Annotated in this window: 24 protein-coding genes, 1 other RNA gene and 1 pseudogene; 9 read left to right on the top strand and 17 right to left on the bottom strand. The window is 47.0% G+C overall.

The genetic code is table 11. The features are described 5' to 3' along the window. Positions 1 to 10: 10 nt before the first annotated feature. The 4 genes from AKL11_RS08155 to AKL11_RS08140 form a co-directional block, all read right to left on the bottom strand. A complete protein-coding gene (locus AKL11_RS08155) occupies positions 11 to 430 on the bottom strand; it encodes a hypothetical protein (protein ID WP_067516300.1) in 420 nt (139 codons plus the stop codon). A 76-nt stretch (positions 431 to 506) separates the two neighbouring features. Continuing rightward, positions 507 to 785, bottom strand: a complete 279-nt coding sequence (locus tag AKL11_RS08150) for a BMC domain-containing protein (RefSeq protein WP_067516298.1) — start codon at positions 783 to 785, stop codon at positions 507 to 509. Further along, on the bottom strand, positions 782 to 1,111 hold the full coding sequence (locus AKL11_RS08145) for a BMC domain-containing protein (RefSeq protein ID WP_067516296.1): 330 nt from the start codon (positions 1,109 to 1,111) through the stop codon (positions 782 to 784). The genes AKL11_RS08150 and AKL11_RS08145 overlap by 4 nt, the downstream gene beginning before the upstream one ends. Before the next feature lie 40 nt (positions 1,112 to 1,151). Beyond that, the gene (locus tag AKL11_RS08140) at positions 1,152 to 1,427 is read right to left on the bottom strand and encodes a BMC domain-containing protein (protein ID WP_281180423.1); all 276 of its coding nucleotides are present in this window, start codon (positions 1,425 to 1,427) and stop codon (positions 1,152 to 1,154) included. 889 nt (positions 1,428 to 2,316) lie between these two features. On the opposite strand from AKL11_RS08140, the gene AKL11_RS08135 reads away from it, so the two are divergent. From AKL11_RS08135 to AKL11_RS08125, 3 genes are all read left to right on the top strand, one after another. Then, positions 2,317 to 3,405, top strand: a complete 1,089-nt coding sequence (locus tag AKL11_RS08135) for a DMT family transporter (protein WP_067516294.1) — start codon at positions 2,317 to 2,319, stop codon at positions 3,403 to 3,405. Further along, entirely contained in the window at positions 3,392 to 3,658 is a 267-nt protein-coding gene (locus AKL11_RS08130; RefSeq protein WP_067516292.1) for a hypothetical protein, read from the top strand. The genes AKL11_RS08135 and AKL11_RS08130 overlap by 14 nt, the downstream gene beginning before the upstream one ends. A gap of 70 nt (positions 3,659 to 3,728) precedes the next feature. Next, positions 3,729 to 5,186 carry an MATE family efflux transporter gene (locus tag AKL11_RS08125; protein ID WP_172807258.1) on the top strand — a complete coding sequence of 486 codons (1,458 nt, stop codon included), beginning with the start codon at positions 3,729 to 3,731 and terminating at the stop codon, positions 5,184 to 5,186. A 124-nt stretch (positions 5,187 to 5,310) separates the two neighbouring features. Here AKL11_RS08125 and AKL11_RS08120 read toward each other — a convergent pair whose 3' ends face one another. Then, positions 5,311 to 5,493: a hypothetical protein gene (locus tag AKL11_RS08120; protein WP_067516291.1), complete on the bottom strand. Its 183-nt coding sequence runs from the start codon at positions 5,491 to 5,493 to the stop codon at positions 5,311 to 5,313. Positions 5,494 to 6,089: 596 nt separating this feature from the next. After that, a complete protein-coding gene (locus tag AKL11_RS08115; RefSeq protein ID WP_067516289.1) occupies positions 6,090 to 6,980 on the bottom strand; it encodes an IS982 family transposase in 891 nt (296 codons plus the stop codon). 298 nt (positions 6,981 to 7,278) lie between these two features. Between AKL11_RS08115 and AKL11_RS08110 the strand changes: the two genes are divergently transcribed. The 4 genes and pseudogenes from AKL11_RS08110 to AKL11_RS08090 all read left to right on the top strand — a co-directional run bounded on the left by AKL11_RS08110 (position 7,279) and on the right by AKL11_RS08090 (position 13,243). Continuing rightward, entirely contained in the window at positions 7,279 to 7,908 is a 630-nt protein-coding gene (locus AKL11_RS08110; protein WP_067516286.1) for a hypothetical protein, read from the top strand. Between the two features lie 254 nt (positions 7,909 to 8,162). Next, positions 8,163 to 10,760: a TcfC E-set like domain-containing protein gene (locus AKL11_RS08105; RefSeq protein WP_067516284.1), complete on the top strand. Its 2,598-nt coding sequence runs from the start codon at positions 8,163 to 8,165 to the stop codon at positions 10,758 to 10,760. Between the two features lie 65 nt (positions 10,761 to 10,825). Continuing rightward, a complete protein-coding gene (locus tag AKL11_RS08100) occupies positions 10,826 to 11,803 on the top strand; it encodes a hypothetical protein (protein WP_067516282.1) in 978 nt (325 codons plus the stop codon). Between the two features lie 448 nt (positions 11,804 to 12,251). Beyond that, positions 12,252 to 13,243: pseudogene (locus tag AKL11_RS08090) on the top strand (IS30 family transposase). A gap of 1,319 nt (positions 13,244 to 14,562) precedes the next feature. On the opposite strand, the gene ssrS reads toward AKL11_RS08090, so the two are convergent. The 7 genes from ssrS to AKL11_RS08045 form a co-directional block, all read right to left on the bottom strand. Further along, a non-coding RNA gene (ssrS, locus tag AKL11_RS08075) (6S RNA) lies at positions 14,563 to 14,742 on the bottom strand. Between the two features lie 100 nt (positions 14,743 to 14,842). After that, positions 14,843 to 15,148 carry a cell division protein ZapA gene (locus AKL11_RS08070; RefSeq protein WP_067516274.1) on the bottom strand — a complete coding sequence of 102 codons (306 nt, stop codon included), beginning with the start codon at positions 15,146 to 15,148 and terminating at the stop codon, positions 14,843 to 14,845. After that, a complete protein-coding gene (locus AKL11_RS08065) occupies positions 15,145 to 15,354 on the bottom strand; it encodes a TIGR02449 family protein (RefSeq protein ID WP_067516272.1) in 210 nt (69 codons plus the stop codon). The genes AKL11_RS08070 and AKL11_RS08065 overlap by 4 nt, the downstream gene beginning before the upstream one ends. Positions 15,355 to 15,594: 240 nt before the next feature. Continuing rightward, positions 15,595 to 16,401, bottom strand: coding sequence for a hypothetical protein (locus tag AKL11_RS08060; protein ID WP_067516271.1), 807 nt, complete (start codon positions 16,399 to 16,401; stop codon positions 15,595 to 15,597). A 168-nt stretch (positions 16,402 to 16,569) separates the two neighbouring features. Beyond that, on the bottom strand, positions 16,570 to 17,766 hold the full coding sequence (locus AKL11_RS08055) for an FAD-dependent oxidoreductase (RefSeq protein ID WP_067516269.1): 1,197 nt from the start codon (positions 17,764 to 17,766) through the stop codon (positions 16,570 to 16,572). 29 nt (positions 17,767 to 17,795) lie between these two features. Then, positions 17,796 to 19,037, bottom strand: coding sequence for a 2-octaprenyl-6-methoxyphenyl hydroxylase (gene ubiH, locus AKL11_RS08050; RefSeq protein ID WP_067516267.1), 1,242 nt, complete (start codon positions 19,035 to 19,037; stop codon positions 17,796 to 17,798). Positions 19,038 to 19,057: 20 nt separating this feature from the next. Continuing rightward, positions 19,058 to 19,648: a UPF0149 family protein gene (locus tag AKL11_RS08045; RefSeq protein ID WP_067516264.1), complete on the bottom strand. Its 591-nt coding sequence runs from the start codon at positions 19,646 to 19,648 to the stop codon at positions 19,058 to 19,060. A 181-nt stretch (positions 19,649 to 19,829) separates the two neighbouring features. On the opposite strand from AKL11_RS08045, the gene AKL11_RS08040 reads away from it, so the two are divergent. Beyond that, positions 19,830 to 20,048: a DUF2835 family protein gene (locus AKL11_RS08040; protein ID WP_067516262.1), complete on the top strand. Its 219-nt coding sequence runs from the start codon at positions 19,830 to 19,832 to the stop codon at positions 20,046 to 20,048. A 47-nt stretch (positions 20,049 to 20,095) separates the two neighbouring features. On the opposite strand, the gene panC is transcribed toward AKL11_RS08040, so the two are convergent. From panC to pcnB, 4 genes are all read right to left on the bottom strand, one after another. Next, positions 20,096 to 20,950, bottom strand: coding sequence for a pantoate--beta-alanine ligase (gene panC, locus AKL11_RS08035; protein ID WP_067517246.1), 855 nt, complete (start codon positions 20,948 to 20,950; stop codon positions 20,096 to 20,098). A 4-nt stretch (positions 20,951 to 20,954) separates the two neighbouring features. Then, complete coding sequence (gene panB / locus AKL11_RS08030) at positions 20,955 to 21,770, bottom strand: 3-methyl-2-oxobutanoate hydroxymethyltransferase (RefSeq protein ID WP_067516260.1); 816 nt, start codon at positions 21,768 to 21,770, stop codon at positions 20,955 to 20,957. Between the two features lie 67 nt (positions 21,771 to 21,837). Next, a complete protein-coding gene (gene folK, locus AKL11_RS08025; protein WP_067516257.1) occupies positions 21,838 to 22,338 on the bottom strand; it encodes a 2-amino-4-hydroxy-6-hydroxymethyldihydropteridine diphosphokinase in 501 nt (166 codons plus the stop codon). Continuing rightward, positions 22,335 to 23,795 carry a polynucleotide adenylyltransferase PcnB gene (gene pcnB, locus AKL11_RS08020; RefSeq protein ID WP_342669729.1) on the bottom strand — a complete coding sequence of 487 codons (1,461 nt, stop codon included), beginning with the start codon at positions 23,793 to 23,795 and terminating at the stop codon, positions 22,335 to 22,337. The genes folK and pcnB overlap by 4 nt, the downstream gene beginning before the upstream one ends. Positions 23,796 to 23,932: 137 nt before the next feature. Between pcnB and elbB the strand changes: the two genes are divergently transcribed. Further along, on the top strand, positions 23,933 to 24,595 hold the full coding sequence (elbB, locus tag AKL11_RS08015; RefSeq protein WP_067516253.1) for an isoprenoid biosynthesis glyoxalase ElbB: 663 nt from the start codon (positions 23,933 to 23,935) through the stop codon (positions 24,593 to 24,595). The last annotated feature ends 195 nt before the right edge of the window (positions 24,596 to 24,790 follow it).

The following is a 24,790-nucleotide window of genomic DNA, read 5'->3' as shown; positions in this document are numbered from 1 at the left end:
ATGTGAAATTTTATTGAGGAATTCGGTTCAGCACTTCTTTGACGATGCGCGTGATGATCTCTTCATTGAGTTCAACAGACTTAGTCGTGTTTTGGCTGTTTGATTGCGGCTTCAATTCAGCGGAGTGATTTGCAGAAGGTGCGGCTACTGCGCTGAATCGATTGTCGTCTTCTGATGTGTGATGGACCGTATCAACAAAGGATGGATTCACCTGAGCAAATCGATCATCAGACGATGCATATAAACCACTATGAGGCTGTGTTTCTGTCATGATGTTAGAAGCCGATGAAAATCGATTATCAACCATGGTCGACTCGCTTGAAGAAGTAGAAATGGGTGATGACTCCCTTCCATCACGGTTAAATCGCTTGTCATCAAAAATGCTGATACAGAATTTTCCAGAATTCTGACTTTCAGGGTGTTGACTCACTGTTCTACCCTTATTGAAATCAATAATTGATACCTGCCAGCTTCAACGTATCAGGCAGGCTGACTTAAAAATGGCGCTATAACTGATGATGGCGAGTCACTTTGCCAGTACTCTCGTTAGGCCGAGGTATCACTTTCCAGGCCACGACTTCCCCAATGGTTTTCGCGGCGCTGACGCCCGCTTCGACTGCGGCATTCACTGCGCCAACATCACCTTTAATAATGACTGAGACATAACCAGACCCAACATTATCAAAGCCTTCCAGTTGGACATTGGCAGCTTTCCCCATGGCGTCTGCCGCGTATATACACGACACAAGGCCTTTTGTTTCAATCAAGCCAATTGCTTCGCTCACAGGGATTCCTCCTCGCTGGCTAGATTTTCCACGGTGGCCAACATATCGGCTAAAAGGTATTGGGAAACTATGATTTTTACGTCTTCGTGGGGCCTGGGAATCACAAGAGACGTGAGGACTTCGCCTACTTGGCTGCCGCACTCAACACCCGCCTGGACAGCTGCAGTCACCGCACCGACATCACCCTGCACCATGGCGGTAACAAGGCCTGAGCCAATATTTTCATAACCTACCAGCTCAACATTGGCCGCTTTGCACATAGCGTCTGCAGCCTGAATACACGTCACAAGTCCAACAGTTTCAATGAAACCCAGAGCTTCACTCATAATCCGGCATTCCCTGAGCTATTTACGTTTTAGTTACGTTTTACGTTAAATGCAGTCGAACAATACGATCGACATCATGGTGTGGGCGTGGAATCACCAGTGACGTCAACACTTCACCCACCATTTCAGCCGCTGCAGTTCCCGCTTCTACTGCGGCTTTTACGGCGCCGACGTCGCCACGAACCATGACAGTCACCAGGCCTGAACCTATATTTTCATAACCCACCAGCTCTACATCTGATGCTTTCGTCATTGCATCAGCCGCTTCAACGCAGGTCACCATCCCCCGGGTTTCAATCAACCCTAATGCATTCAATGTTGTACCCTCATTTTTCTAAGCTCTGCTGAGTTCAGGCAAGAAGCGCAGCGTGCATCTGATACTTAAATTATGTAATGATTACCTTAACGGTAAGTTATTCAAACCAAAGAAAGCCCGCACCTGACATTCAATTCAGGTGAAAGATAAAAATCTTTAAAGAGGTTTGTATAACTACTTACTCGCCGGTTTGAAACTCAGCAGCCAAATCATAAATAGAAAAATTTCAATCTATAATAGGCATACGGACTTTATGCCAAAGCCCTGTGTTCATTATTGACATGTATCAACTAAGTTTGTGCTTTTTTGATCAGCTCGCAAGGTATCAATAGTTATCGAAAACTGGCGGCTGAAGACAGGTATTTAACTCACATTTCAACCTCGGAATTGCGCAATAGAGGCAGTAGAAACCGAGCAGACCAACCACCGATTACTTTGACAAGTATCTCCTGAAATCTTTTAAAATTAAATGATCATTAATTGATCAGCACATAAAAATCACCCTGAAAAACAAAACAACACAGACAAAAACATGATTTAGATCACTTTAAACATTTCAGAAATCTGTAAATATGCGCAGCAATCAAGCCAGCCTTTATTTATTGATCCGGCAGAACATTATTTAACCAAACGTTTTCAAGGTTATTTTTTATACAGATTGATTTTAATGAATCAACTCATCGTCGTTGAGTTGGTTGTGTGGTTATGCCTTTTAAAACTGTTGATATTGATTTTATCGATTAGATCATTAGCTATTTAACAAGGGAATAAACAGCCACTAAATGCACATGCTTTTCTATACTTAATTCGACGTATAAATACCGCAGATTTGTTGTAGGCAAAATCTGACAGATGAAATTCATCACTATCATTGAAAGGAAGATTATCCATGAGTGGAATGTCTGCTGCAGCCTATGCTGCTAAAGCCAAGCTGGATTCCAGCTTTCGCAGCAGAGGCATAGCCATTGCCCTTACTTCAGGCTGCACCTATGGCATTTACACTGCTTTTATGACGCTGGCCATGTCCAAAGGCGTTTGGGCGGACTGGTACGGTGCGAATACTGCAGGTTTATCGGCCTTCGCCTTGATCTATCTCCTTGGCGCTCTTGGCGCAGCTGTTACTGATACGTCAAGTGCCGTCTGGGCAGTCGGGATTGCTACTGCCCGTGGTCGTATTGGCGACTTCTTCCGCACTCTCAAGACAAAACCAGGCAAAGTTATGGTCGTTGGCGCGCTATTTGGTGGCCCCATCGCCAGTACCGCGTACGTCATTGGCCTGCAGATGGCCGGCTCAATCATCGTACCGATCAGTGCTCTTTGCCCTGCCTTCGGTGCCATTCTTGCGAAGTTCATTTTCAAGCAACCTCTGACTCCACGCATTCTGTTGGGTATTGCCATCTGCTTTGGTGCCAGTTTCATGATTGCTCAGTCAAGCCTCGGTGGAGATGCGCCTGAGGGCATGGCACTGGGTTTGGTCTTTGGTTTTATCGCAGCACTGGGCTGGGGCTTTGAAGGCAGCGTATGTGGTTACGGCACCTCTATGATCGACTCTGAAGTTGCCATCACTATTCGACAAGTGACGTCTGGTCTTTCCAACCTGATCATTTTGGTGCCTATCTTCGGCTTGATGGCCGGTGATGGCATGACCGCTTCCATGGTTTACCAGGCCTTCACTTCCTCCGCTATGTTCTGGTTCGCCATTGCCGGCTTCTTTGCCTACTTGAACTTCATGCTCTGGTACAAAGGCAACGGTATGTGTGGCGCGGCTTTGGGTATGTCCTGCAACGGCGCATTCTCTTTCTGGGGTCCCTTCTTCTGCTGGATTATCCTTGGTGCTGTCTTCGGTATTGACGGCTGGGAGATGCAACCCATCGCATGGTTTGCTGCACTGCTGATGGTGTTCGGTATCCTGGTGATTGCCATGAACCCAATGGATCTGATCAAGAAAAAAGAGATGCCAATTTATGAAGCCGCTTAATTACGCAGTCCTGAAATATTTCACCACGGTTCCAGACGCTTGTATTCAAGATGTAATGGAAGCATTAAAAGATGAGTACGGTGATTTCAAAGCGTTTCAGCAAGATCAGCTGATCTCTGCCTGCATGACTGCAGAAGCAAATGGCCTGCTGGAAGAGTCTCGCTTTGAACTGGATAATAATAATGAACTACGGGTTTATTTCCGTGCTCATGAGGAAGGTGCTGCGACCATTAATAAGTACATCATTAACTGATCGTCTTATTGATTGAGCACACTTTCAGTGTCACTTAAAAACACCGCCTTTGATGGGGGTGTTTTTTTGTTTGAGCGATAAGCAAAGCAGGGAAGAAAAAACCTTAACACTGCTCTTGGTTATAAAACTGCCTTATCAACCTACAAAGCCTCCAGAGATTGGAGCATGGCACTGTCTTATGATGAAAATTGATCTGGATAAAGACCCTGTCGGCAAGTTGTTGTTCAATTACTCCTTCCCTGCCATTACCGGCATGTTGATCAGCGCTCTTTATATGATCGTGGATGGGATTTTTGTTGGCCAGTTTGTGGGCCCGGATGGGCTTGCGGCGATCAATATTGCCTACCCCATTATTATGCTGGGCACTTCTGCCAGCATGATGTTTGGGATAGGTGGTTCAACGGTCATATCCGTCATTCGTGGGCAAGGTAATCATACGACTGAAGCAGGTAAATATCTGACTCAGATTATCCTGATGATCCTGGTCAGTTGGTTGATTATTTTAACGGTCACATTTTCTACCTACGAAACACTCATTTATAGGCTGGGCAGTAATGAGCACCTGTTTCCCATCGTTAAAGATTATCTACTGACCCTGACCTCATTTCTGATTTTCTTTATGCTGTCTATCGCACTGAATGCCGTGGTCAGAAATGATGAGTCCCCCGTCTACGCCATGATCGCCATGGGCATAGGTACCATTGTAAATATAGGCCTCGATTGGCTGTTTATCGCAGAGTACGGAATGGGCATGAAAGGTGCCGCTCTGGCTACCGGTATTGCACAGACGGCATCTTTCGTTTTTCTGGCTGGACACTTCTTCCGAAAGAAATGCACCATACGTCCCGCTATCACCGGCTTTATGCGCTCTCATATACAACGCATTATGGATAATGGCTTTCCATCGTTCGTCATGGAGATTGCGTTTGCGATTGTTATGGTCGCTTTCAACAATGTGCTTATGGTCTATATGGGGCAGATTGGCACCTCGGCTTACGGGGCTATCTGTTATGTGTTTTATATTTTCATCATGATTTTCACCGGTCTTGCTCAAGGGCTTCAGCCAATCGTGAGTTACAGTTACGGGGCTAGACAGTTTGACCGCATGAAGGAAACACTGGTGCTTGTCCAGCGTACTGCCTTTGTGATCGCCTCTGGTATTTTTCTTCTGGTTTTCTTTAAAAGTGAACTGTTGATTCAGATTTTTAACAGCGATCCTGAACTGGTTGCTGTTGGTAGTCATGGGTTGATGATCTATACCAGCGCTATCGTATTTCTGGGCGCAAACTTCGTTAATATCGCTTATCTTCAGTCCATGGAAAAACCCAAAACTGCCAACATACTGTCGCTACTGAGAAGCACTGTTTTTGTTTTACCCAGCCTGATTATTTTGCCCAAGTTGTTGGGCAATGATGGTATTTGGTTATCCATGCCGCTGGCGGATGTGATGACATTTGCTGTGTTTTTAGTGGTTCGCAATCATAAAAGCAACAAAGATACATTAACTCCCAAGGCACTATCTGTATAAACCTGCTGTATAAACCTGCCATTTACTGAAACCGAACAATTCCCCCCCACAAAGATTCCTGCAGAACAAAAAAAAACAGGGGCTTTCTTTGAGCCCCTGTTTATGATGAATACACTTTAAGTACCTAGCCATATGAAACCATATTTTCTGACTCAGTGATCAGCCACTCTCGGCAACCTGCTCCTGCGTTGCTTTTATGCCCTTGGGTGCTACCTCCTGCATCCCAGAGGAATATCTGATGCGCATCTGACAGGGTAAAAGCAGCGATGGCTTCCACCGTTTTCATTTCAAGCTTCATTGCATTCATTTTTGTTGCCAATCAAGAGTTATTGATTTAAATCAATTCGCTGCATTCGGTAAATACGTACAATATACTTATCCATTGAGTGTTTACCGAAGTCGATATCGATTGTTTCGGGGCTGGGTAATAAGAACACTAAATACTCACTTTCTGGCTAAGAATAAATACCACACAAATAATAATAAAAAACGTTTTTTGCTGTTTGATCAGCACATATAGCCTTGCTTTTAGCAAGGTTTTTTATTGCTGGGTACGACAGGCAGGCAGGATGCACAGGAAATCCTAACAACTTTATTCGTTCTCTACAGGCCTCGCTTGTACGCATGTGTTGTTCGATTAGCCATCAATGGTCAAATAACAACCAGCACCCTTTGAGCCCGTATTTACCTCTATTTCCCTAACTATCCCACGAGTGTTTCACCGGTAACCATCTGGACCAGGCCGATAAGCCAGACAGTCAGATTGACGGGCTGAACATCTACTCAGTCATTCCAGATCACACTAAATAAACGCGATGTTCGACTTGCAGATTTTTAACTTTGCATGGAAGTAAGTCCAACTAAAACTTTAAAAGCTGTACCAAAGTGGAGTTTCACTGATTTTTAAGCAGCAGCAATCAGGCTTTCAAACTGAATCGGTGCTTTCCCTGCACTGATATTCAGATATGAACCCATATTGTGTGCCAAAAGCTTCCTGGCTATACGCGAAGTCATATGCCACCTGTCTCGACAACGGCACCTTTCGATTTCAAATTGTTCTGCCAGCTGGCCAATAACTGTTTCAATCCTCCGTCGTACCCGCATGATTAATTTCACAAACGACTTTGGTCTATCATCTTTCATGTTTTTTCTTAGTGGTGTCTGTAGGTCGATACCTAACCCCCGGCAGTCTTCTTTGAACTCTGGTCGTATATACCCTTTGTCACCTAACAAAAGTCCGGCAATGATATCCATCATGTCATAAGCAGCGTCACGCTCATCAATATTAGCGGCAGTCAGCGTAAATCCAACGGGAATACCGCGAGCTTCAACCAGTAGATGCCCCTGAAWTCCGTAGAAATGCTTATTCTTTGAGGCACAGTAACCGTAGCCAGCCTCCCCTTTAAAGACTTTGCTTCTGGGCGCTCTTGTCCTTACAGCGACATCAATTGGAAAGCCGTCAATCAGGTGAATATCTGCATTATCAGCATGCATCAACTGAACGAGTCGCTGCTGAAGTTTCTGTTTAACGGCCCATAAGTTAGCGGCCTGCTTGACGAATGTGGACCGTGATGGAATATCAGGAAACAGGTGTCGCCAATGTTGAGCAAAATACTTCCAGATATGCTTATCAGCATGATGTCCAAGCCATTCACCGGTGACCTCCATGGTGATCACTTCACTATCTGAAAGCTTTGGTGGATAACCGCGGCTTCTCAGAGGTAATGGAACGAGTTCTTTGATTAAATCGTCGATCAGGCAGAAGACAGTAGTGATAAACTGTTCAACKGGCATGGCTGGTTTCCTCCTTTGTATCCACTGTTTTTAATAGCAGAAAAGTAGGTCAGTCATGCCTTTTTCAGGTCAGTTTAAAAGTCGAACATCGCGTTAAATAAACAAAATCAGACGCCTATTTGAGTACTGTCTATACTTCACCACTCATGCTGTTCTGCTGTCTTTCAAATGCTTTTTGGCTCTGCTTTGCCTTGATCACTACATTCTTGATCGACTCTACCCATCATTCTTCAGCTCCATAAGCAGGCAGGAAACAGCTCAGACGTTGTATTCAGTGCACGACTGAAGGAGTTTTCCTATGAAGCTTTTCAGCTGTTCTTCTATCCGGTTTGTTCCAAAAGTTCTGATAGGTATTGTCGCATCGCTTATCACCGGCATGGCACTCAACGCCCTGGCGGCGGTAAACCCTACCGAGCCTGGCATCAGTAATTCAGAAGGTTCATTTACGATCACCTATTTCAATGGCACGAAAATTTTACTCTATGGCCTGAAAGATATAACCCTAACCAGCGATGCCGCCGACTCACCCGTAACCAGCGCACAAGGTGAGCATGTCACTCCTTTCTGCGTTGCCGAAACCGCAGAATCACTCCCTTATCAAATCTCCCTGGCCTCAGCAAACAACTTCGAACTTAAGACCACGTCCTCCCTACTCGGAGCACCAACTATTCCTTACCTCGTAACCGTACAAAGCTCAAACTCTGGTACTCTTAACAGCGTTGGCGTTTGGGGCGCTGGTGAACATGCCAGTGGCGTATTCGTTAAAAATGACAACCTACTGGCAGACAGTGCAATCGGAAGTGCGCCCTACATTTGTAATAGCTCTGCAACCGAGGGGCGCTCAATCAAAGTAGGGCTTACCGGAGATGCCAAAGTACCTGCCGGTGTTTACTCTGATACGGTTACCGTGGTGGTTTCTCCTATTTGATACTTTATTCATCCAGCTTTATTCGTCATTCCTGATTCGTCATTCCTGACGTTGCAGGGATGACGACAAGCTGGAACAGTGCGGTTTATCTTACCTCTGTTGTTTTATCTAAAGTATTCTGAGCCAGTGTCTCACGATCTTTCAGCCTGAGCAGAAGTTAAAGAGCCGTCAGTGAGTTGTGCGCGGTACAACAGTTTTTCAAGACGACGCCTTAATGCAGAAATAACTAATCTGAGTCGGGACGTTTTTAGTCGATGCGATGGTCTACTCAATGGTCTATAAAACAAAAGCTGTTCACTGTGTTGATTCTGAGTACATTCTCTATCACCCTATCTTACTCACTGAACCTGCTGTCTTATCCGGGTAACGGTAGAACGCAGGATGCCTCCCCTATCTTTCTTGCGGCCCTAACTCCACCGGTGGGTTTTGAAACCCTGACCCAGTCCGGCACGAATCTGGCCGATGTCTATTATGGTAATCGCTACCTCACCTCTCAGCTGATTTACCTGACTCCGGGGTTGATAGAGCTATCGAATCCTGAAGAAGTGGTTCAGTTGATCGGCGATGTGAACGACCCTGATCTTATCATCAGTGCGTTAACCGGCCCATTGAACAGTCACCCGGAATTAACCTGTTCTCCCACCGCACCGGATTTCTGCACGCTGATTCCCCCTGTCGCCGGTGTTACCTATGATGAATCCGCCTTTCGGGTGGATGTATTTGTCAATCGTCGTTTTATGCAGGGTCGTGCTGCCGAAGTACTGAAATATCTGCCTCCGTCCGATGCCGGTTTTGCCTTGATGCAGAATATTTCAGCCAGCGCATCCGGATTCAACAGCGATAGCCCGGACTACGAGAACAGCTCTCCCAGCTACACCTTTAATGGCCTGACCATGGCGTCATGGAAAGAGAACAGCCTGTTCTGGGAATGGAGTTACTCCGACGTTCACGATTTTTCCGTACGGCATTTATTCGCCCAACGGGATTTTCAGGGCATGGAGTACAGTGCCGGGTTGATGAATTCCCGGGGGAACGGCGGCTTGAATTTTCTAGTTAATCAGCCTCTGTTCGGTGTTCGCACTGGCAGCTCCGAGAACACCCGTAAAGACCTGGAGTTCTCACGGGGGATTCCGGTTGAGGTGTATCTTCCCGTGCGGGGTTGGGTTGAGGTGCGTGAAAACGACCGGCTGCTGTACAGCGCACCCTACGAGGCGGGTGCCCAACGGCTCGATACAAGCAGTTTTCCCAATGGAGCCTACGATATTGAGATTCGCATTATAAGCGACAGCGGTTATCTAATTTCTTCTGAAGCCCGTTTTTTTGCCAAGCAGAGTCAGCTGCCTCCTCTGGGTGAGTGGCTCTTTATGGCGGAGGCCGGCCGTGTGGTTGATGCTTCGGATAACAGCGGCTTTCCAAACATCACCGACGACTGGCAGGCGCGAGGTTCTGCCAGTCGTCGACTGTCGGATACTCTTGCTGCTACAGGGAGTGTATCCCTGGGAAAGCATGAGCAGCTGGTAGAAATCGGTGCATTTTTTTTCAATACCCACTACCAGTTTTCTCCTTCTGTGATGCTGGCCGATGATGGCAGCAAAGGTCTGGCCGTGAACGGTCTGCTGTTACTCGGTCCGCTGACCGTATCTGGAAACTATCGTCGTTTATGGTATGACCATTTACCGGACCGCTTACCAAATAAAGACGCCCTCAAATTAAATGATCAAACGGATATTTTTGAGCGGTTCGGCAGGTCGGTAAACCAACAATCGCTGTCCACCGCCTTCCCCTTATTCCAGGGCAGCCTTGGCTATCGGTACAACCTGAGCCAGAGCTATGACCTTCAGGGGCAGCTGCAGGCGCCGGAACGAAGCCACTACATGGACTGTCGACAAAACCTGTTCCGCTCCTTCGATTACGATGGCGATATAGTGCTGAGCCTGGGAAAAAATGCCACCAGCAAAACCGCCACGCTTACTTTTTATATGCGCTACAGAACTGAGCGCTGGAGCTTCCAGGCAGCCCCGAGAGCCGAGATACAGAAAGAAGAAGGATCGGTTTCACGCACTGAAAAATTACGGCTGTCTGCGGGCTGGAATAGTCGCAGCCTTACCGAGGCCAGTATCCGCTTTGATGCAGGCCTGGAAACGGGAGGCAGCGACAATCGGCTGGATAGCAGCCTGGAATTTGCCAACCGGCTGGGCAGGGTTTCTGCCAGCGCCAACCATGGCCGTTACGATGAGATCACCTCAACAGCCTGGAGTGTCAACCTGAGCAGCCGACTGCTGACCAATGGTAATATGCTGGCAGTAGGGGGGGAGGATCTGACAGAAAGCGCCCTGGTGGTGAACGTGACAGGGCGAAACGGTGATGTGTTCGATGTGAAAGTGAATCAGGCACGACGCAGTTACGCCGTTGTCGGCAAACCCTCAGTGATTACCCTGCCTCCTTATGAGCAATACCAGATCAGTCTGAGTCCGGCGGGCAAAACGCTTTACCTTTTTGATGAACGGGAAAAGAACGTCACCCTGTATCCGGGAAATGTCGTTACCCTTGATTATCAGGCAACACCGTTATTGCTGGTTTATGGTCGTTTATTATTGAATGGTAAACCGCTGAGTAATGCAGCTATCAGAGCCGGTGACAATACCGGGGATACCGATGACCTGGGCCTGTTTCAGCTGGAGGTGCCAGCGACCGTAAAAAGCCTGAATATCGCTTTTGATAAAGCAGCTGATATAAAAGCGCACTGTCAACTGCCATTAACCGTGCCAGATACCGGTTATCTCTTACAGCTTGGGAGTTTGGATCTGGCGGATTACGGCTGTGGAAATGATGTCGCCAGCCGCCTCCCGTAAAAATAATTTGCCCTTTTTCGGGCAACTGGCAACTGATGACGTAAAAAACGACGGTGATAAACAACATGATGAAAAGCGGTATTTATCTGCTCTGCAGGCGCATCATTGCATTGGTAATCTACTGTCGTCCGTTAGCGGATGAATCTCTGGCTCTGATCGGTATTATTGGTATGTTGTCTCTGGTGTCCGTTCAGTCAGCTTATCCTCAGGAATTTACCATGAAGCCCCTTGAAAAATTTATGATCACGCAACCCACCGGGCAGGTTTATATTTCATTTTATGCCGATGTGCTGATGAGAGACATTTCCAACTATCAATTTTTACTTTCTATTGGCTCGCTAGAAGGTAACTGCCAAAAAAACCCCAATGTCGATATTAATCAAACTATTCAAAATGTTATTACACCTCAAACTATTCATTTTGATGCACCTAACTCCTGCAGAGAACAGTTTAATTTTGGCACAGTCAGCAACCCATGTCTGAGGATTCGCCCTCATATTAAAGCTCACTTCTGGTTTACTATCGATGTGAATAAACTGAACGGTTTGACGGGACAGGATTTACAGAATTGGAACAACCTGCACTTGTCGATACGTCAACAAAATGCTGCACAGCCCTGCACATCACAGCCGCTTTTTATCTCCGCCACGTCTAAATCACAGATAAAGATCGGTGGTCTGGATGATATGGAACTGACCCAGCGGGCAAAAGATCGCTATAAGCAGGATGAGCCCTTCTGTGTTTTTGTCACCGACGCTGGAAAATATAAATTGAAAGCCAGCGGCGGGTTTGCTGAACATGCAGAGTTCCTGCTGACTAACGGTGACCACTCGATACCTTATATTCCAAGGCTGGTAGTTAATAAACTGTCTGAACGGCTGAAACCGGGGATATGGTCAAATGAGCATCAAGGGAGTAAATCCATCAACTGTGACTCCACCAGCAACGCCAAAATGCAAATTGTATTGCATGATTCTGCGGTAGAAAATAAACCACCCGGTAATTATATAGGGACTTTGTTTATTACGGTTGAGTTGCAGTAGTGCGTTTTTCGTTGTCCGAAAAGCCTATCATATTGCAAAAACTAACAGCGACTTAATGGGTTGGAGCATTATTCGCTGCATTCAAATCATTCCTGACCGAAGCCCTTTGAACCTGAAATCTCAGCACCAAGTGCTCCAGCACAACGCCCTGAGCGAGGAAAAAGTCGGCATCACTGCCTACCTGTTGCAGGGTGCATCAGGCAGAGAACGATTTTGTTCTAAAATGAGCAGAAATGGTCAGTTTTTTTCCCATATATGTCTCGACATTTTGTCTACGCTATCTTTAACCACCCCTTAATCGCCCCTTCAAACTATTGAGATATTCCTGAATTCGTATCATAAATGCATAACCTCTGTAACCACAGGGTTGCTACAGAGCCACCTTTGAATTCAATCAGAACTCAGGTGTACTCTGTAAAGCTACTAAACACTACAGAGGATGCCACGGATGGCCTTTAAGCACCTGAGCTCTGAAGAGAGACATTATATCGAAATTGAACTGAAAAATGGGACTTCTCAAAACAAAATTGCACAAAAACTTGGGCGCGATCAGAGTTCCCTGTCACGGGAATTAGGGCGCAACAAGGGGTTACGCGGTTACAGACACCAGCAGGCCCACCGTATGGCTCAACAGCGTCATCAGGAAAAAACCAAGGCTGTTAAGCTAACGGATGATATTAAACGACGCATAGCTAATGATATCCGTGCAGACTTGAGTCCAGAGCAAGTGGCTGGAAGACTTAAAAAAGAAGGGGTAATTGAGCTACACCACGAAACGATTTATCAGTATATAGCGGATGATAAACGTAAAGGAGGCACCCTCTATAAGCACTTACGACACCAGAAAAAGACCTACAGGAAAAGGTATGTTCAGCCCATAACCGAACCGGTATACCCAATCGGGTTGGAATTGAGGAGCGTCCGGCAGTGGTCAACAACAGAGAGCGTGTTGGCGACTGGGAGGCTGACACCATAATTGGCAAAAACCATAAAGGGGCAATCGCTACATTGGATGAGCGAAAGACCAAGCTTCGTCTTGCTGTTCCCTTGCCTGGAAAGAAAGCAAAAGCGGTWAAACAGGCGATGATCGGTGTGCTTAAGCCTTTGAAAAAGTTTGTAAAAACCATAACGTACGACAATGGAAAAGAATTTGTTCAGCATGAAGAGGTTGCCAAAGCGTTGAAGTGTGACAGTTACTTTGCTGCTCCGTATCACTCTTGGGAAAGAGGTCAGAATGAGAATGCTAATGGGCTACTCAGGCAGTATTTCCCCAAGTCGATGGAGCTTAATAACGTTACAGAAAAAGAAGTCATCATAGCGGTTGATAAGCTGAATAATAGACCTAGAAAATGCCTTGACTACAAAACACCTTATGAGGCTTTCAAAGAGTTAACTGGGATTGATGTAAGAAAAGTTATGGGTTATGTATTTATTACTTGAATTCAAGATTCGACATTTAATAAGTAAATCATCTTATTGCTGTTCATTATTCAACCACCCATAATCGTGCGGGTTGATTAGATCTGTTAATGTTTTTTTGAACCGGCTTTATTCATTTATTTTTTTGCTACTGACAGCGAAAAAACAGCCAGCAGCCATATCTCCGATACAGTAGTTGAATAACGAAAACACAGCGTCCCTCAACGCTTTCTAACACCTTGTACATTTTTGTACACAGCAGAGATACGGAAATGACTCCTGCTCTAGTTGCCAGTACCGCGTTTACCATTTCGATGATTGTAAGCCCGACGGTGGCTATCAACATCGACGGAAAAAACATTACCTTACCGATTCCCGAGCACAGTACCTATACTGTAAATAAAGAGATAATGAAAGAAAGGGAATGGCGAAATTTTAAACACTATAAATTAGTGGCCGCGAAATAATAAATATAAGCATCGATCTTTTAAAACAGAAATAATAACAATCCTCCTTATTGATCTGAGAAAGGTACAAGTAAGTCACCAAGAACAAGCCAACCGTTCCTCAGCTCTCCTGAATAACATAATGGATAACCAGCTTAAGTTCTTCGACTGCGAATATACTCACAAGTGTCGCATAACGCGTATAGAGAATTTTCTGCGCCGTTCGCTTTGGTTTCGGGGGATACTCTGGGTCTTGATGCCCGCTTAGTAGCAGGCATCCACATATACTGACTCATAAATGTTTCTGCTGTAAAACTCAATTATCAGTGAGTTATGTTTATTGTCTATAAAGAAAAAGTGACTGTCATTATAGTGGAATACTCTGGGTACTCCGAGTTCAAATAATGGCATAAGAGTGAGAACTACGCTTCCCTTAGCTTTACAACCAACCCTACAAGACTGGAATCATGCTTCGTTTCGTACTGTGCATTCTGCTTATGATCTCGGTATACAGCTTCGCAACAGCGAGCGAAGAAAACGCATTAGTTATTCAACCATTAGTTATTCAATATTGTGATATATCGGGAGGAATGGTTACTGGCAACCAGTTCTACGGAGATTGGTTGTTTATCAGCTTAATGCTGGAAAATGGGGCACACTTCACTTTTAACTCGGTTCTTCGCTTGGACGTATTACGAAATGCCCCTGTTTTTTGGCAATATCCATTTGCGGACATACTGTCACTCAGGATTAAAAAGCATGTTCTGAATATCTAATATGGAATATTTGTTTAATTCTTAAATCTCAGCATAGAGCCTGACAAACTCTTTATAAGCCACTGTTTTTTTTCATTGGATTTTATGGGGTGTGTTGGGTATGCACAGTATGAAAGGAAACCTCCCCACCCTGCCGCTGTCACGTTTGCCCGTGGCCGTAACGGTCACGGTGGAGGCTACTGAGGCGATTTGGGCTTTCCGCTACGAGGCGGACTTGCACTCCGGCACCTAGCAGGAGCCTCCTGGGTAGTATTATCGGCTCGGGACGTATGGTGACTGGCGAACAGGCCAGGGAGGTTTCAACGGCATTATATCGACTAACGGGGGTTTGTCTGCAAGTTTTTCAGTTAAACTTTTTCTGATAAGCAGTGTCGTAAAAAACAATTAAGGTTATGACCTTACTGCCCTTCAGACGCAAGCGCTTTATCTAGCTTACCCAGTAGCTGATTGATGTGCTCGTGGGTATCCAGTTTTTCATTTTCAGTCTGGTATTTGCTTTGCAGGAGTTCATAGCTGATGTTCAATGCAGCCATCACCGCAATGCGCTCGACACCAACAACTTTCCCGGACGTACGAATTTCCTGCATCTTACTGTTCAAATAACGGGCAGCAATATGCAATGCATCCTGATCGTCTTCGGGGCAGGCAACACGGTATTCTTTATCCAGAATATAGACAGAGGTGATCGATGATTTATCTGTCATGATTCAAGCTCCAGGGAGCGGAGGCGCTGAATCATTAACTCTACCTTGTTACGAGCAATGTCGTTGTTTTCCATTAACTTAGCTTTCTCGGATTTCCAGGAGAGCTCCTGCTGACGAAGCTGCCTGTTTTCTAACGTCAATCTCTCACAAAGCTCAAGCAAGTAGCTGATCTTTCGGTCGAGTACGTTGAAGTCAGGCTCGTTCATAGCTTCCCTGAGTGTTCGGTTCTTAGGGTTACTATAGCCTCTGGAGAATCTCAGAACAACGATTTACTGGTTGACAAGATTTTCTTTTAAATTATTTCAAATAAGAAAAATGAGAGTACTGTTTATAAACGCAATAGGGTTCGAAGTTGGTTGTATTTGGGTGATCGCAGAGTCCTGAATAACGATGCTCACAATAGCAGCACCGTTATTCATGATCAGCTGAAGTAGAGAACCAATGGCTTATTGCCCTGGCATCATCATACCTTCAGGCATTTCAAAGTTTTCAGGAATCTGCATTTGCTGCATAACCTGATTGATTGAGTCACGAATGCTATCAATCATGGCTTTATAACCTACATCGAAGCCTCGGTTAAATGCCGCTGCGACAGGCTCAATGTCATCGGTGGGCTGAACAATGGCCGGTTGCTTACCCTGTGGTGCTTCACCACCAAAAAATGCTTCCATAGAGGTAGGCACTGTCAGAGCAACGCGCCCACCTGCCATGTAGCCATCAATGAAGCGGCTTTTTACTATGGGGTTGTTGTCGATGCCAATATGCCCCTGCTGAAACGCGACAGACGCTTCGCACCAACGATCTCGGTACTCACTGGCCATATCTTGAGTGCTGCAGTTGAATTCTGAGATACCCATGGCATCCAGAACATTGATATAACCTTCTTTATAGCCACTGTCATACAGAGGCTCAGACTGATCGCTTATCTCAAACAGGTTTACCCGGCTGTCAGCACCATCACTGGCCTGAGCATAACCATCACGGAAGCCTTTCAAGAAAACGACAAACTCATCAGCGTTTGCGGAGCCGTGCTGAGACTCGAACTGCTTCTGGGCTTTACACCAAGTCAGTTCAAGAACACCTGCTTTGGAAGGGCTCGTGCAGCTGTACGACTCGATGCCCTTATCAACACTTTGCAGATCTTCTAGCACCACTTCAGATATATCAGGACAATCAGACGATTTGTCACAGCCCTGCAGCATAACCAGGATGGCAATAAGAGGAACGGCACCTGCCAATAGATACTTCTGCATAATTTCTCCATTTCAAAAACTGATGATTTTTTATCCAGTTCAGTTTTGACGGAACTGGGTAAATATAGTTCAGTTTTATTTTTGAGCCATGCAGAAGTAGAAGATTTTTATAATAAAATCAGAAAGCTGGACGTTCAGCCCAGCATCAAAAAAGCACTTCAGGAAAGGTTAACGACCCAAACCATTGGCCTGCTGGATTAACAGCGATTTCAGAACCGGCAACCGATTCGTCACTTTCAGCCCAGTATTTCTCAGCCAGCGCACACCAATATCATCACTGCCAAACAAATTTTGGAACCCACTCATGGCAGCCATCATGGATGTATTGGGCGCTTTACGCCGACGCTGGTAGCGATCAAGGATATGAGCCGCAAACCAATCATCCTCACGGTGAACGGCACGGGTAATTTCTTCCGCCAGCACCATGGCATCCATTAACCCAAGATTAACGCCTTGCCCTGCCAGTGGATGGATGGTGTGGGCGGCATCACCCACCAGCACAACCCCCTGGCGATGATACTGCCGGGCATGCCGTTGTCGCAGAGGGAAGCGTAATCGTTGATCAGCACAAAGCACTGCACCAAGGCGGCTTTCAATAGCTCGTTGTAACTCTTGGCAGAAATCTTCGTCATTCAGTTGTTCTATTCGATCGGCTTCTGACGGAATCAATGACCAGACGATGGAACAATAGTGCTTACCCTCTCGGTCCGGTAATGGCAAAAACGCCAGAGGCCCGGTGTCCAGAAAAACCTGCCGGGCGGTACTACCATGATCGAGCTCTGTTTCTACCGTCGTCACGATGGCGTGATGTTTATAATCTTTCTGATTGCTGGGGATACCCGACAAACGACGTAAGTGCGATTCAGCACCATCGGCTGCAACCAATAAGGGTGCCTGCAGAGTTTGACCATCAACCAACGTGACAGAACCACCCTGCCCTGATAATTGATATTCAAGACGAGGTTGCTGCTCAAAGCAGTGAATGCCCGAATCACTTAGCTGCTGAAGAAGACCATTGCGGATAACCTTGTTTTCCACAATATACCCAAGGCTATCCTGAGTAAGTGACGATGCATCAAACTGGATACTACCTGTTCCCTCCCCGTCCCACACATCCATATAGTTGTAAGGGCAAACCCGTTGAGCCACCATGGCTTCCCAGGCATGGAGCTGTCGGAAAAACTGTATCGATGTTTCAGTGAGCGCACTGACTCGAGGCTCCCAAGGGCTCTCGTGAGATAGGCGTTCGGGCTGCAAAGATTGCTGATCAATCAGGGCAATCTGAAGGCCAGAGTTATCCAGAGCCAAGGCAAGAGAGGCTCCAACCATGCCTCCGCCGACAATTATGACGTCAAATGTCTGCATTTTCCTGCTCTCTTATTCCTGCTCTATTATTAAAGCCCCATGGCCTTGCGGGTAAATCCGGATTTAACGGGGTGCAGATAATCCAGAGAGATCAACCCAAGATTACGGGCTAATACCGAAGCTCTGTCCGTTCGGGAGAACAGGTGCACCAATCCGTTGCAGAACTGACTGGTCAGTGCCTGATCACCATGCTGCTGTTGCTGATAGCGCATTAAGCTGTTGAGATTGCCTACAGACATGCCTGCCTTGAATGAAGCGGCGATATTATCCGCCAGCGCCATGGTATCTCGAATAGAAAGGTTATAACCCTGACCGGCAATAGGGTGAATGGCGTGAGCAGCATTACCTAAAACCACCAGCCCGGGCCTGACCTGTTCACTGGCCATTTTCATGGTGAGCGGATAACTGTCTCGCTTACCAACGGCAATAAAACGACCCGCCCGGTAACCAAACCGCGCCTGCAGTACATCGAGAAATGCCTGATTCGATAAACCATGGATTTCTTCAAACTCATTGTCAGGTACCGTCCACACCAACCCAACACGATGTTCGAACTGCTCATCTGCGGTTAGAGGCAGCAGAGCCATTGGGCCTTTCCCTGCAAAACGCTCCCAGGCAACCCCTCTATGGGGGAGATCCAGGGCGATGTTAGCGATCACTCCGTGCTGTTGATATTCCGTTACTGTCTGGCTGATGCCCAGTTGTTCCATTAGCCCGGAACGGCCGCCATCTGCCAGCACCACCAATGCTGCGGTGATTTCTGAAGATTCCAGAGTAATCTTCATGCCACCAGCAACTGGTTTTAAAGCGGTCACAGTATCCGGGCTGAACAGGGTGAGAACATTCTGTTTCTGATAATCCCGAAGGCGCTCAAGCAATACATCCCCCAGAACATGATTTTTGACCACATAACCTAGAGCAGGCAGCCCTTCATCATTAGCGCGCAGGCGCGTAACACCAAAACTGCCTCGGTCCGACACATGCACTTGCTCAATGGGTTGAGCATGGGATTCCAGCGATGGCCAAAGGTTCAACTGATCATAAATACAGTGAGTACCCCAGGAAAGAGCTGAGGCGCGGGCATCAAAACTGGGGGGGACATCTCTGGCCTGTTGCAGGTCGTGGGGCTCCACCAGCGCTACTTTCAATCCCTGATCAACCACCAGCTTTTCAAGGGCGCAGGCAAGGCTGGCACCCACCAGCCCGGCACCGATAATCAGAACATCGAAGTCATGCTTCGCTATGTTATTTTTTTGGGTAGACTGATCCATACAGCGGCCACCAGATAGCGTTAGTGAACTGTGTTTTTTGCTTTATTCTTGCCCTGACTCTTGTTCTGGTCAGCGGGCTGAACACACACTTCGACGAAAATATTTAACCAGGCCAGACGTACAAATTCGCTGACTTCCACAAACAGCACTTCCGACTCTTCGCTTTCTTTGTCCGCTTCGATCATGGAAATTTCGGCAAAGTCTCTGAGGATTTCTTCCACCATCTCGCTAACAGGCTGTTTACCCAGACCTTGCCCAAAACCTGAGATAAATGACTGACACCATGAACCCAGGGCTTCGGTCCTCTGAGCCAGAGCTTCCTCATCGTCCGGCAGCAAAATAGCCGTTGCCAGATTGCCGGATTCAAGATCGCTGATCGTATTTTGATACAACTGGCTCAGCAGCTGCTTTGACGCTTCATCGAGGGATTTATCCCCCATTTGCTCTTCGAGCTGACGCAGCCAGTGCGGCAATTCCGGGCGGCCACCGGCGGAAATCAGTCCGCATAAATTGCCATGTATTTCAGATGGATGGCTGTGCTCCCCCAGAGCAAGAAGCCGATTGGCAAGCTCACTGAAAGAGACTGCGGATTCTCCGGAGGAAGTGGTCATAATGGTTAAGGTTCCTGATTCTGTATTCCGGAATAATATCAGACTTCCATTCTGCCTGAACAATTCTATAGAAGAGAGGGTTTGTTCCGACACAAAAAGATGAAAAATCGTCTATAAAATGATTGCTACAATAAAAAGTAGTTAATTTGGAATTAGTACAATAGATACAAAGGTTTGAACCATGCATAAGGCCGTGTTTTCAGTCAGACTCAATTCTGAGCAGGTACTCGACTTTTATAAGGGCACAAAATCCTCTGTCAAAGTGCGCACAGAGTGTGGCCAGACGATGAGTATTCCCTACGACATAATGGTGAAATTCGTGACCCGAGAAGGCATCTACGGTCGTTTTCAGATTTCGTACCGTGATGACGGGAAGATGGTGGATTTAATCCGACTATAAATACCTGCTACCGAAAGGTAGCAGGTGGTTGGAACCATTAACGTCAATTAGTCTCGCTCAAAATAAATATTATCAATCAAGCGCGCTTTACCCAGAAAGCCTGCGGCCAATATCACCAGAGATTTCTCATTGTGGGTGGCTGGCAGCAGGGTTTCAGTATTGCAGATATTAAAATAGTCTGGCTTAAAGCCAGCCTGCGCCATTTTGGCAAAAGCATCCCGGCGCAGGAGATCAAAATCACTTTCACCCGCTTGAATAGCTTCTTTTGCCGCCAACAAACACTGGTACAGAGTGGGTGCAATATCTTCCCGCTCTTCCCGGCTCAGATAACCATTACGCGAGCTCATCGCCAGACCAGTTTCTTCACGGGCAATAGGTGCACCAAGAATGTCCACCGGCATGCACATATCCTTCACCATTTTGCGGATAATGGTGAGCTGCTGGACATCTTTCTCCCCAAATACAGCCACATCCGGGCGAACGATGTTGAACAGCTTGGTCACTACCGTGGCAATACCACGAAAGAAGCCCGGGCGACTCATACCACAGTGCATGCCATCCAACACTTCCACACTGACATGCGTATGATTTTCACTGCCTTCCGGATAAATTTCTGTGGTGCTGGCTGCGTACAGAAGATCCACACCATGTTCAATTAGCAGCTGCTGATCCTGCTCCATGGTTCTCGGGTACGAATCGTAATCTTCATTCGGACCAAACTGCAGTGGGTTCACATAAATGCTGACCACCACGATATCACAATGCTGCTTGGCTTGCTCAACCAGAGTCAGATGTCCACCGTGGAGATTCCCCATGGTGGGCACAAAACCAATACGAAGCCCTTCGGATCGGCGGACACTGATAATATCCTGAACTTCGGCAATAGAATGTACGGTTTGCATGACGTTACTCAAATCCATGTTCCGGACCCGGGAAGGTACCATCTTTAACTTCTTTTACGTATGCAGCAACACCCTGTTGAACAGAGCCTTGGCCTGCAGCCATAGCGCCAGCGGCTGTCATAAAGTTTTTCACAAATTTTGGCTTACGACCCGGCGTCATATCCAGCATGTCGTAAATGACCAGCACCTGACCATCCGTGTCCGCACCGGCACCAATACCAATGACCGGAATTTGAACCGCACGGGTGATTTCTCTGGCAAGGGCTGAAGGAACACATTCCAGTAACAGAATCGCTGCGCCTGCTTTCTCCAAAGCAATAGATGCTTCGATCATGGCATTGGCACGCGCCTGATCTCGACCTTGTACTTTGTAACCACCCAGTACGTGAACGGACTGCGGTGTCAAACCAAGGTGCACACAGGAAGGAATACCTTGTTCCCGCAGACGACTGACAATCGGTACTAACCAGGCTTCGCCTTCCAGCTTGACCATTTCGGCACCGGCCTGCATCAAACGGGTCGAATTAGTCAGCGCCTGTTGTTCATTAGTGTAGGAGGCAAAAGGCAAATCAGACATCACCATTGCATCACCCGCTTTCATACTGACATTGCGAGTGTGATAACACATGTCGTCTACTGTCACCGGCACCGTGCTGGTTTGGCCCTGACAAACATTACCAAGGGAGTCGCCAACCAGAATAACGTCAACACCCTGGCTGCTGACCAAATGCGCATGGGTAGAATCGTAGGCCGTCAAACAAGTGAACTTCTCACCCGATTTCTTCATCTCTAACAGAGTGCTTAAGGTGACTTTAGCCATCGGTAAAAACCTTGATTTAGTTACTGCGCCGGATTATACGAGATGAACATATCATTGTCAGTCAGGGTTAAAACCAAGGGTATTGTTCTGCAATGACACTGAGACCATCCTGCCCCATTTTTTCCGCCAACTTCCTGAGCTGCATACCACCGGGTAACATCAGGTCGGGCGAAATATCCATCAAGGGCAATAACACAAAATTTCTAAGATGCATTTGATAGTGCGGAATCGTTAATCGTTCCGACTCAACAACTTCATTTCCATAAAGCAATATATCGAGATCCAGCGTTCGCGGCCCCCAACGTTCTGACCGCACACGACCATGATCGTTTTCTACACGCTGCATGGCATCCAACAGTGCAATAGGCGTCAACGTGGTATCAACGGCGATGACAGCATTGCAATAATCCGGCTGGCCGGGAGGCCCCACCGGATCACTCTGATACAGTTTTGAGCAACCAGCCAAAGTAATACCAGGAAAACTGTCTATCTCATCCACTGCCCTTTGTAGCTGCAACTCTGGTTGTTCCAGATTACTGCCAAGGGCAATGTATGCTCGGGTTCTCATTCAGATACTCCAGGCTGCTGCTCAGAACGGGGCTTCCGGCGACGGCGCCGACGCTTGTTGCCAGACTTTGGCGCACCTTTCGCGGTCAGTCCACGAATCATGGATACACGACCGTGTTCATCCACTTCCTGTATCTCAGTCCACCATTTGCCAGCTCCGGACAGATCTTCACCAGCCTGTTCCCTAAGAACCAGAAAGTCATAAGCGGCACGAAACTTTGGATGCTCCAACAGGATATCAATCTGCTTTGGCTGGCGACGCTCAAGACGCCCCTGCAGATCCCAGATATCACGCACCATCATGGAAAAACGTTTGGGGATCGCCGTATGATTGCACTGATTGCCAATTACCGTCATGGCGGATTGTTGCAAAGCGGGCACTGGCGGCAAGCCCTGCTCCATCAAATCACGGGACAACGCTTTCATCGGTGCCCACAGTAAAGCCGCAAACAGGAACGCTGGCGTCACCGGGCGATTCTGTCGAATACGGCGGTCGGTACTTTTCAGGGATTCAATGATCAGGCTTTGAACGTCATCACCCTGATTATTCAAAGCCTGATCGTTCAAACAATGCTCTGTTGCCGGGAACAACGGCGCAAACAGCTGATATTGTCGTAGTAGCTCAAACGTACGAACACCGTTGCCCGATTGCAAAAGCTTCAACACTTCATCGAAAAGGCGAGCCGAAGGGATATCCCGGAGCAAATGACCCAGCTCGAAAATAGGCTGTTCCGTTTCCGGCGCGATGGTGAAATCCAGCTTTGCAGCAAAACGAATGGCTCGAATCATTCGTACCGGGTCTTCATGATAACGGGTCACAGGATCGCCAATCAGGCGTAACGTTCCCGTACGAATATCATCCTCACCACGGCAGAAATCCACCACGGTAAAGTCACGACTGTCGTAATAGAGGGCATTCACCGTAAAGTCACGGCGCATGGCGTCGTCTTCCATGGTGCCGTAAACATTATCCCGGAGAATACGACCAGAATCAGAGTGGTGGGATTTCTCCTGACCGTGATGGTTTTCATGGTTCGCCCGGAACGTCGCTACTTCAATCATTTCACGACCAAAGAGTACGTGAACCAATTTGAACCGTCGCCCAATCAATCGGGAGTTACGGAATAACCCGCGCACTTCTTCCGGACTGGCGCTGGTCGCCACATCAAAGTCTTTTGGACGAAGATCCAGATACAAATCCCGGACACAGCCACCCACCAGATAAGCCTCATGACCCTGGCTGTTCAGCCGGTTCACCACCTTCAGGGCATTGTCGCTGATGTGCTTTCGGGAAATGGGGTGATGATCCCGGGGAATAATGGTTTTGCTGGCTTCAGTCACTGCACCACCTGCAATGTCAGAATGAGAGTGTGTAGGTTTACCCTGCTTTCTGTTTCTCATGAGCCAGAAAATAAGTGTGCCTCCAAGCACCATGACAGCTGCTGCTGTGATATACATGAACATTCCGGTGCCTGGCATCATAAACTGTGCATAATAAAATACTGGGTTGAAGTGAGATTCGGGCTATATCATAGCATCAGTCACTATGATCACTCCATTTGTCCGAACGGATAAACAGAAACTGGGGAAAAATCATGCGTACTCATCAGAAGAACATCGCGGTTGTACTTTCCGGCTGTGGCGTTTACGACGGCTCAGAAATTCATGAAGCCGTGTTAACCCTGCTGCACATCGAAATGGCTGGAGCCACTTACCAATGCTTTGCTCCGAACATCAACCAACACCACGTGGTTAACCACCTCACTGGCGAGGAAATGGCTGAACAGCGAAATGTTCTGGTGGAAGCCGCCCGAATCGCCAGAGGCAACATCAAACCGCTATCCGAGCTTAATGCTGATGAGTTCGATGCCATTATTCTTCCCGGAGGCTTCGGCGCAGCAAAAAACCTTTCTGATTTTGCCTTTAAAGGTGCCAGCTTCAGAATTCAGACTGATACGTTGTCTGCAATTAAGGCTTTCGCAACAGCCGGCAAACCTGCTGGGCTAATTTGCATCGCACCTGCAATGGCGGGGCGGATTTTTGGTGATGGCGTAACGGCAACCATTGGCAATGACGAAGCAACAGCCTCTGCCATGGCAGAAACGGGTGTTGATCATCAGGTATGTGCAGTCGAAGAGATTGTCGTGGATGAAGCCAACAAACTGGTGTCGACACCTGCTTATATGCTGGGGCAATCAGTGAGCGAAGTGAGTACAGGTATCAGCAAACTGGTGACCAAAGTTATTGATATGTCCTAAGGAATAGTCCCTGAATAACTTCCCGATTTCAGCAGGTACAGGGCATGGCGACATAGTTCCATTTTGGCAAGAATTTATCGAACTGAATGGCCATGTTCTTTTTGAAGTCAGTGGCATATTTACGCCAGGTTTCGAACACTTTGTCGATAATTCTTACAACCACTTTCAGCCCTTTGGTCGTTTCTGTTTTTTTAT

The sequence above is a fragment of the Endozoicomonas ascidiicola genome (assembly GCF_001646945.1).
Lineage (GTDB): Bacteria > Pseudomonadota > Gammaproteobacteria > Pseudomonadales > Endozoicomonadaceae > Endozoicomonas > Endozoicomonas ascidiicola.
This window is presented reverse-complemented; position numbering and strand designations above follow the sequence as displayed.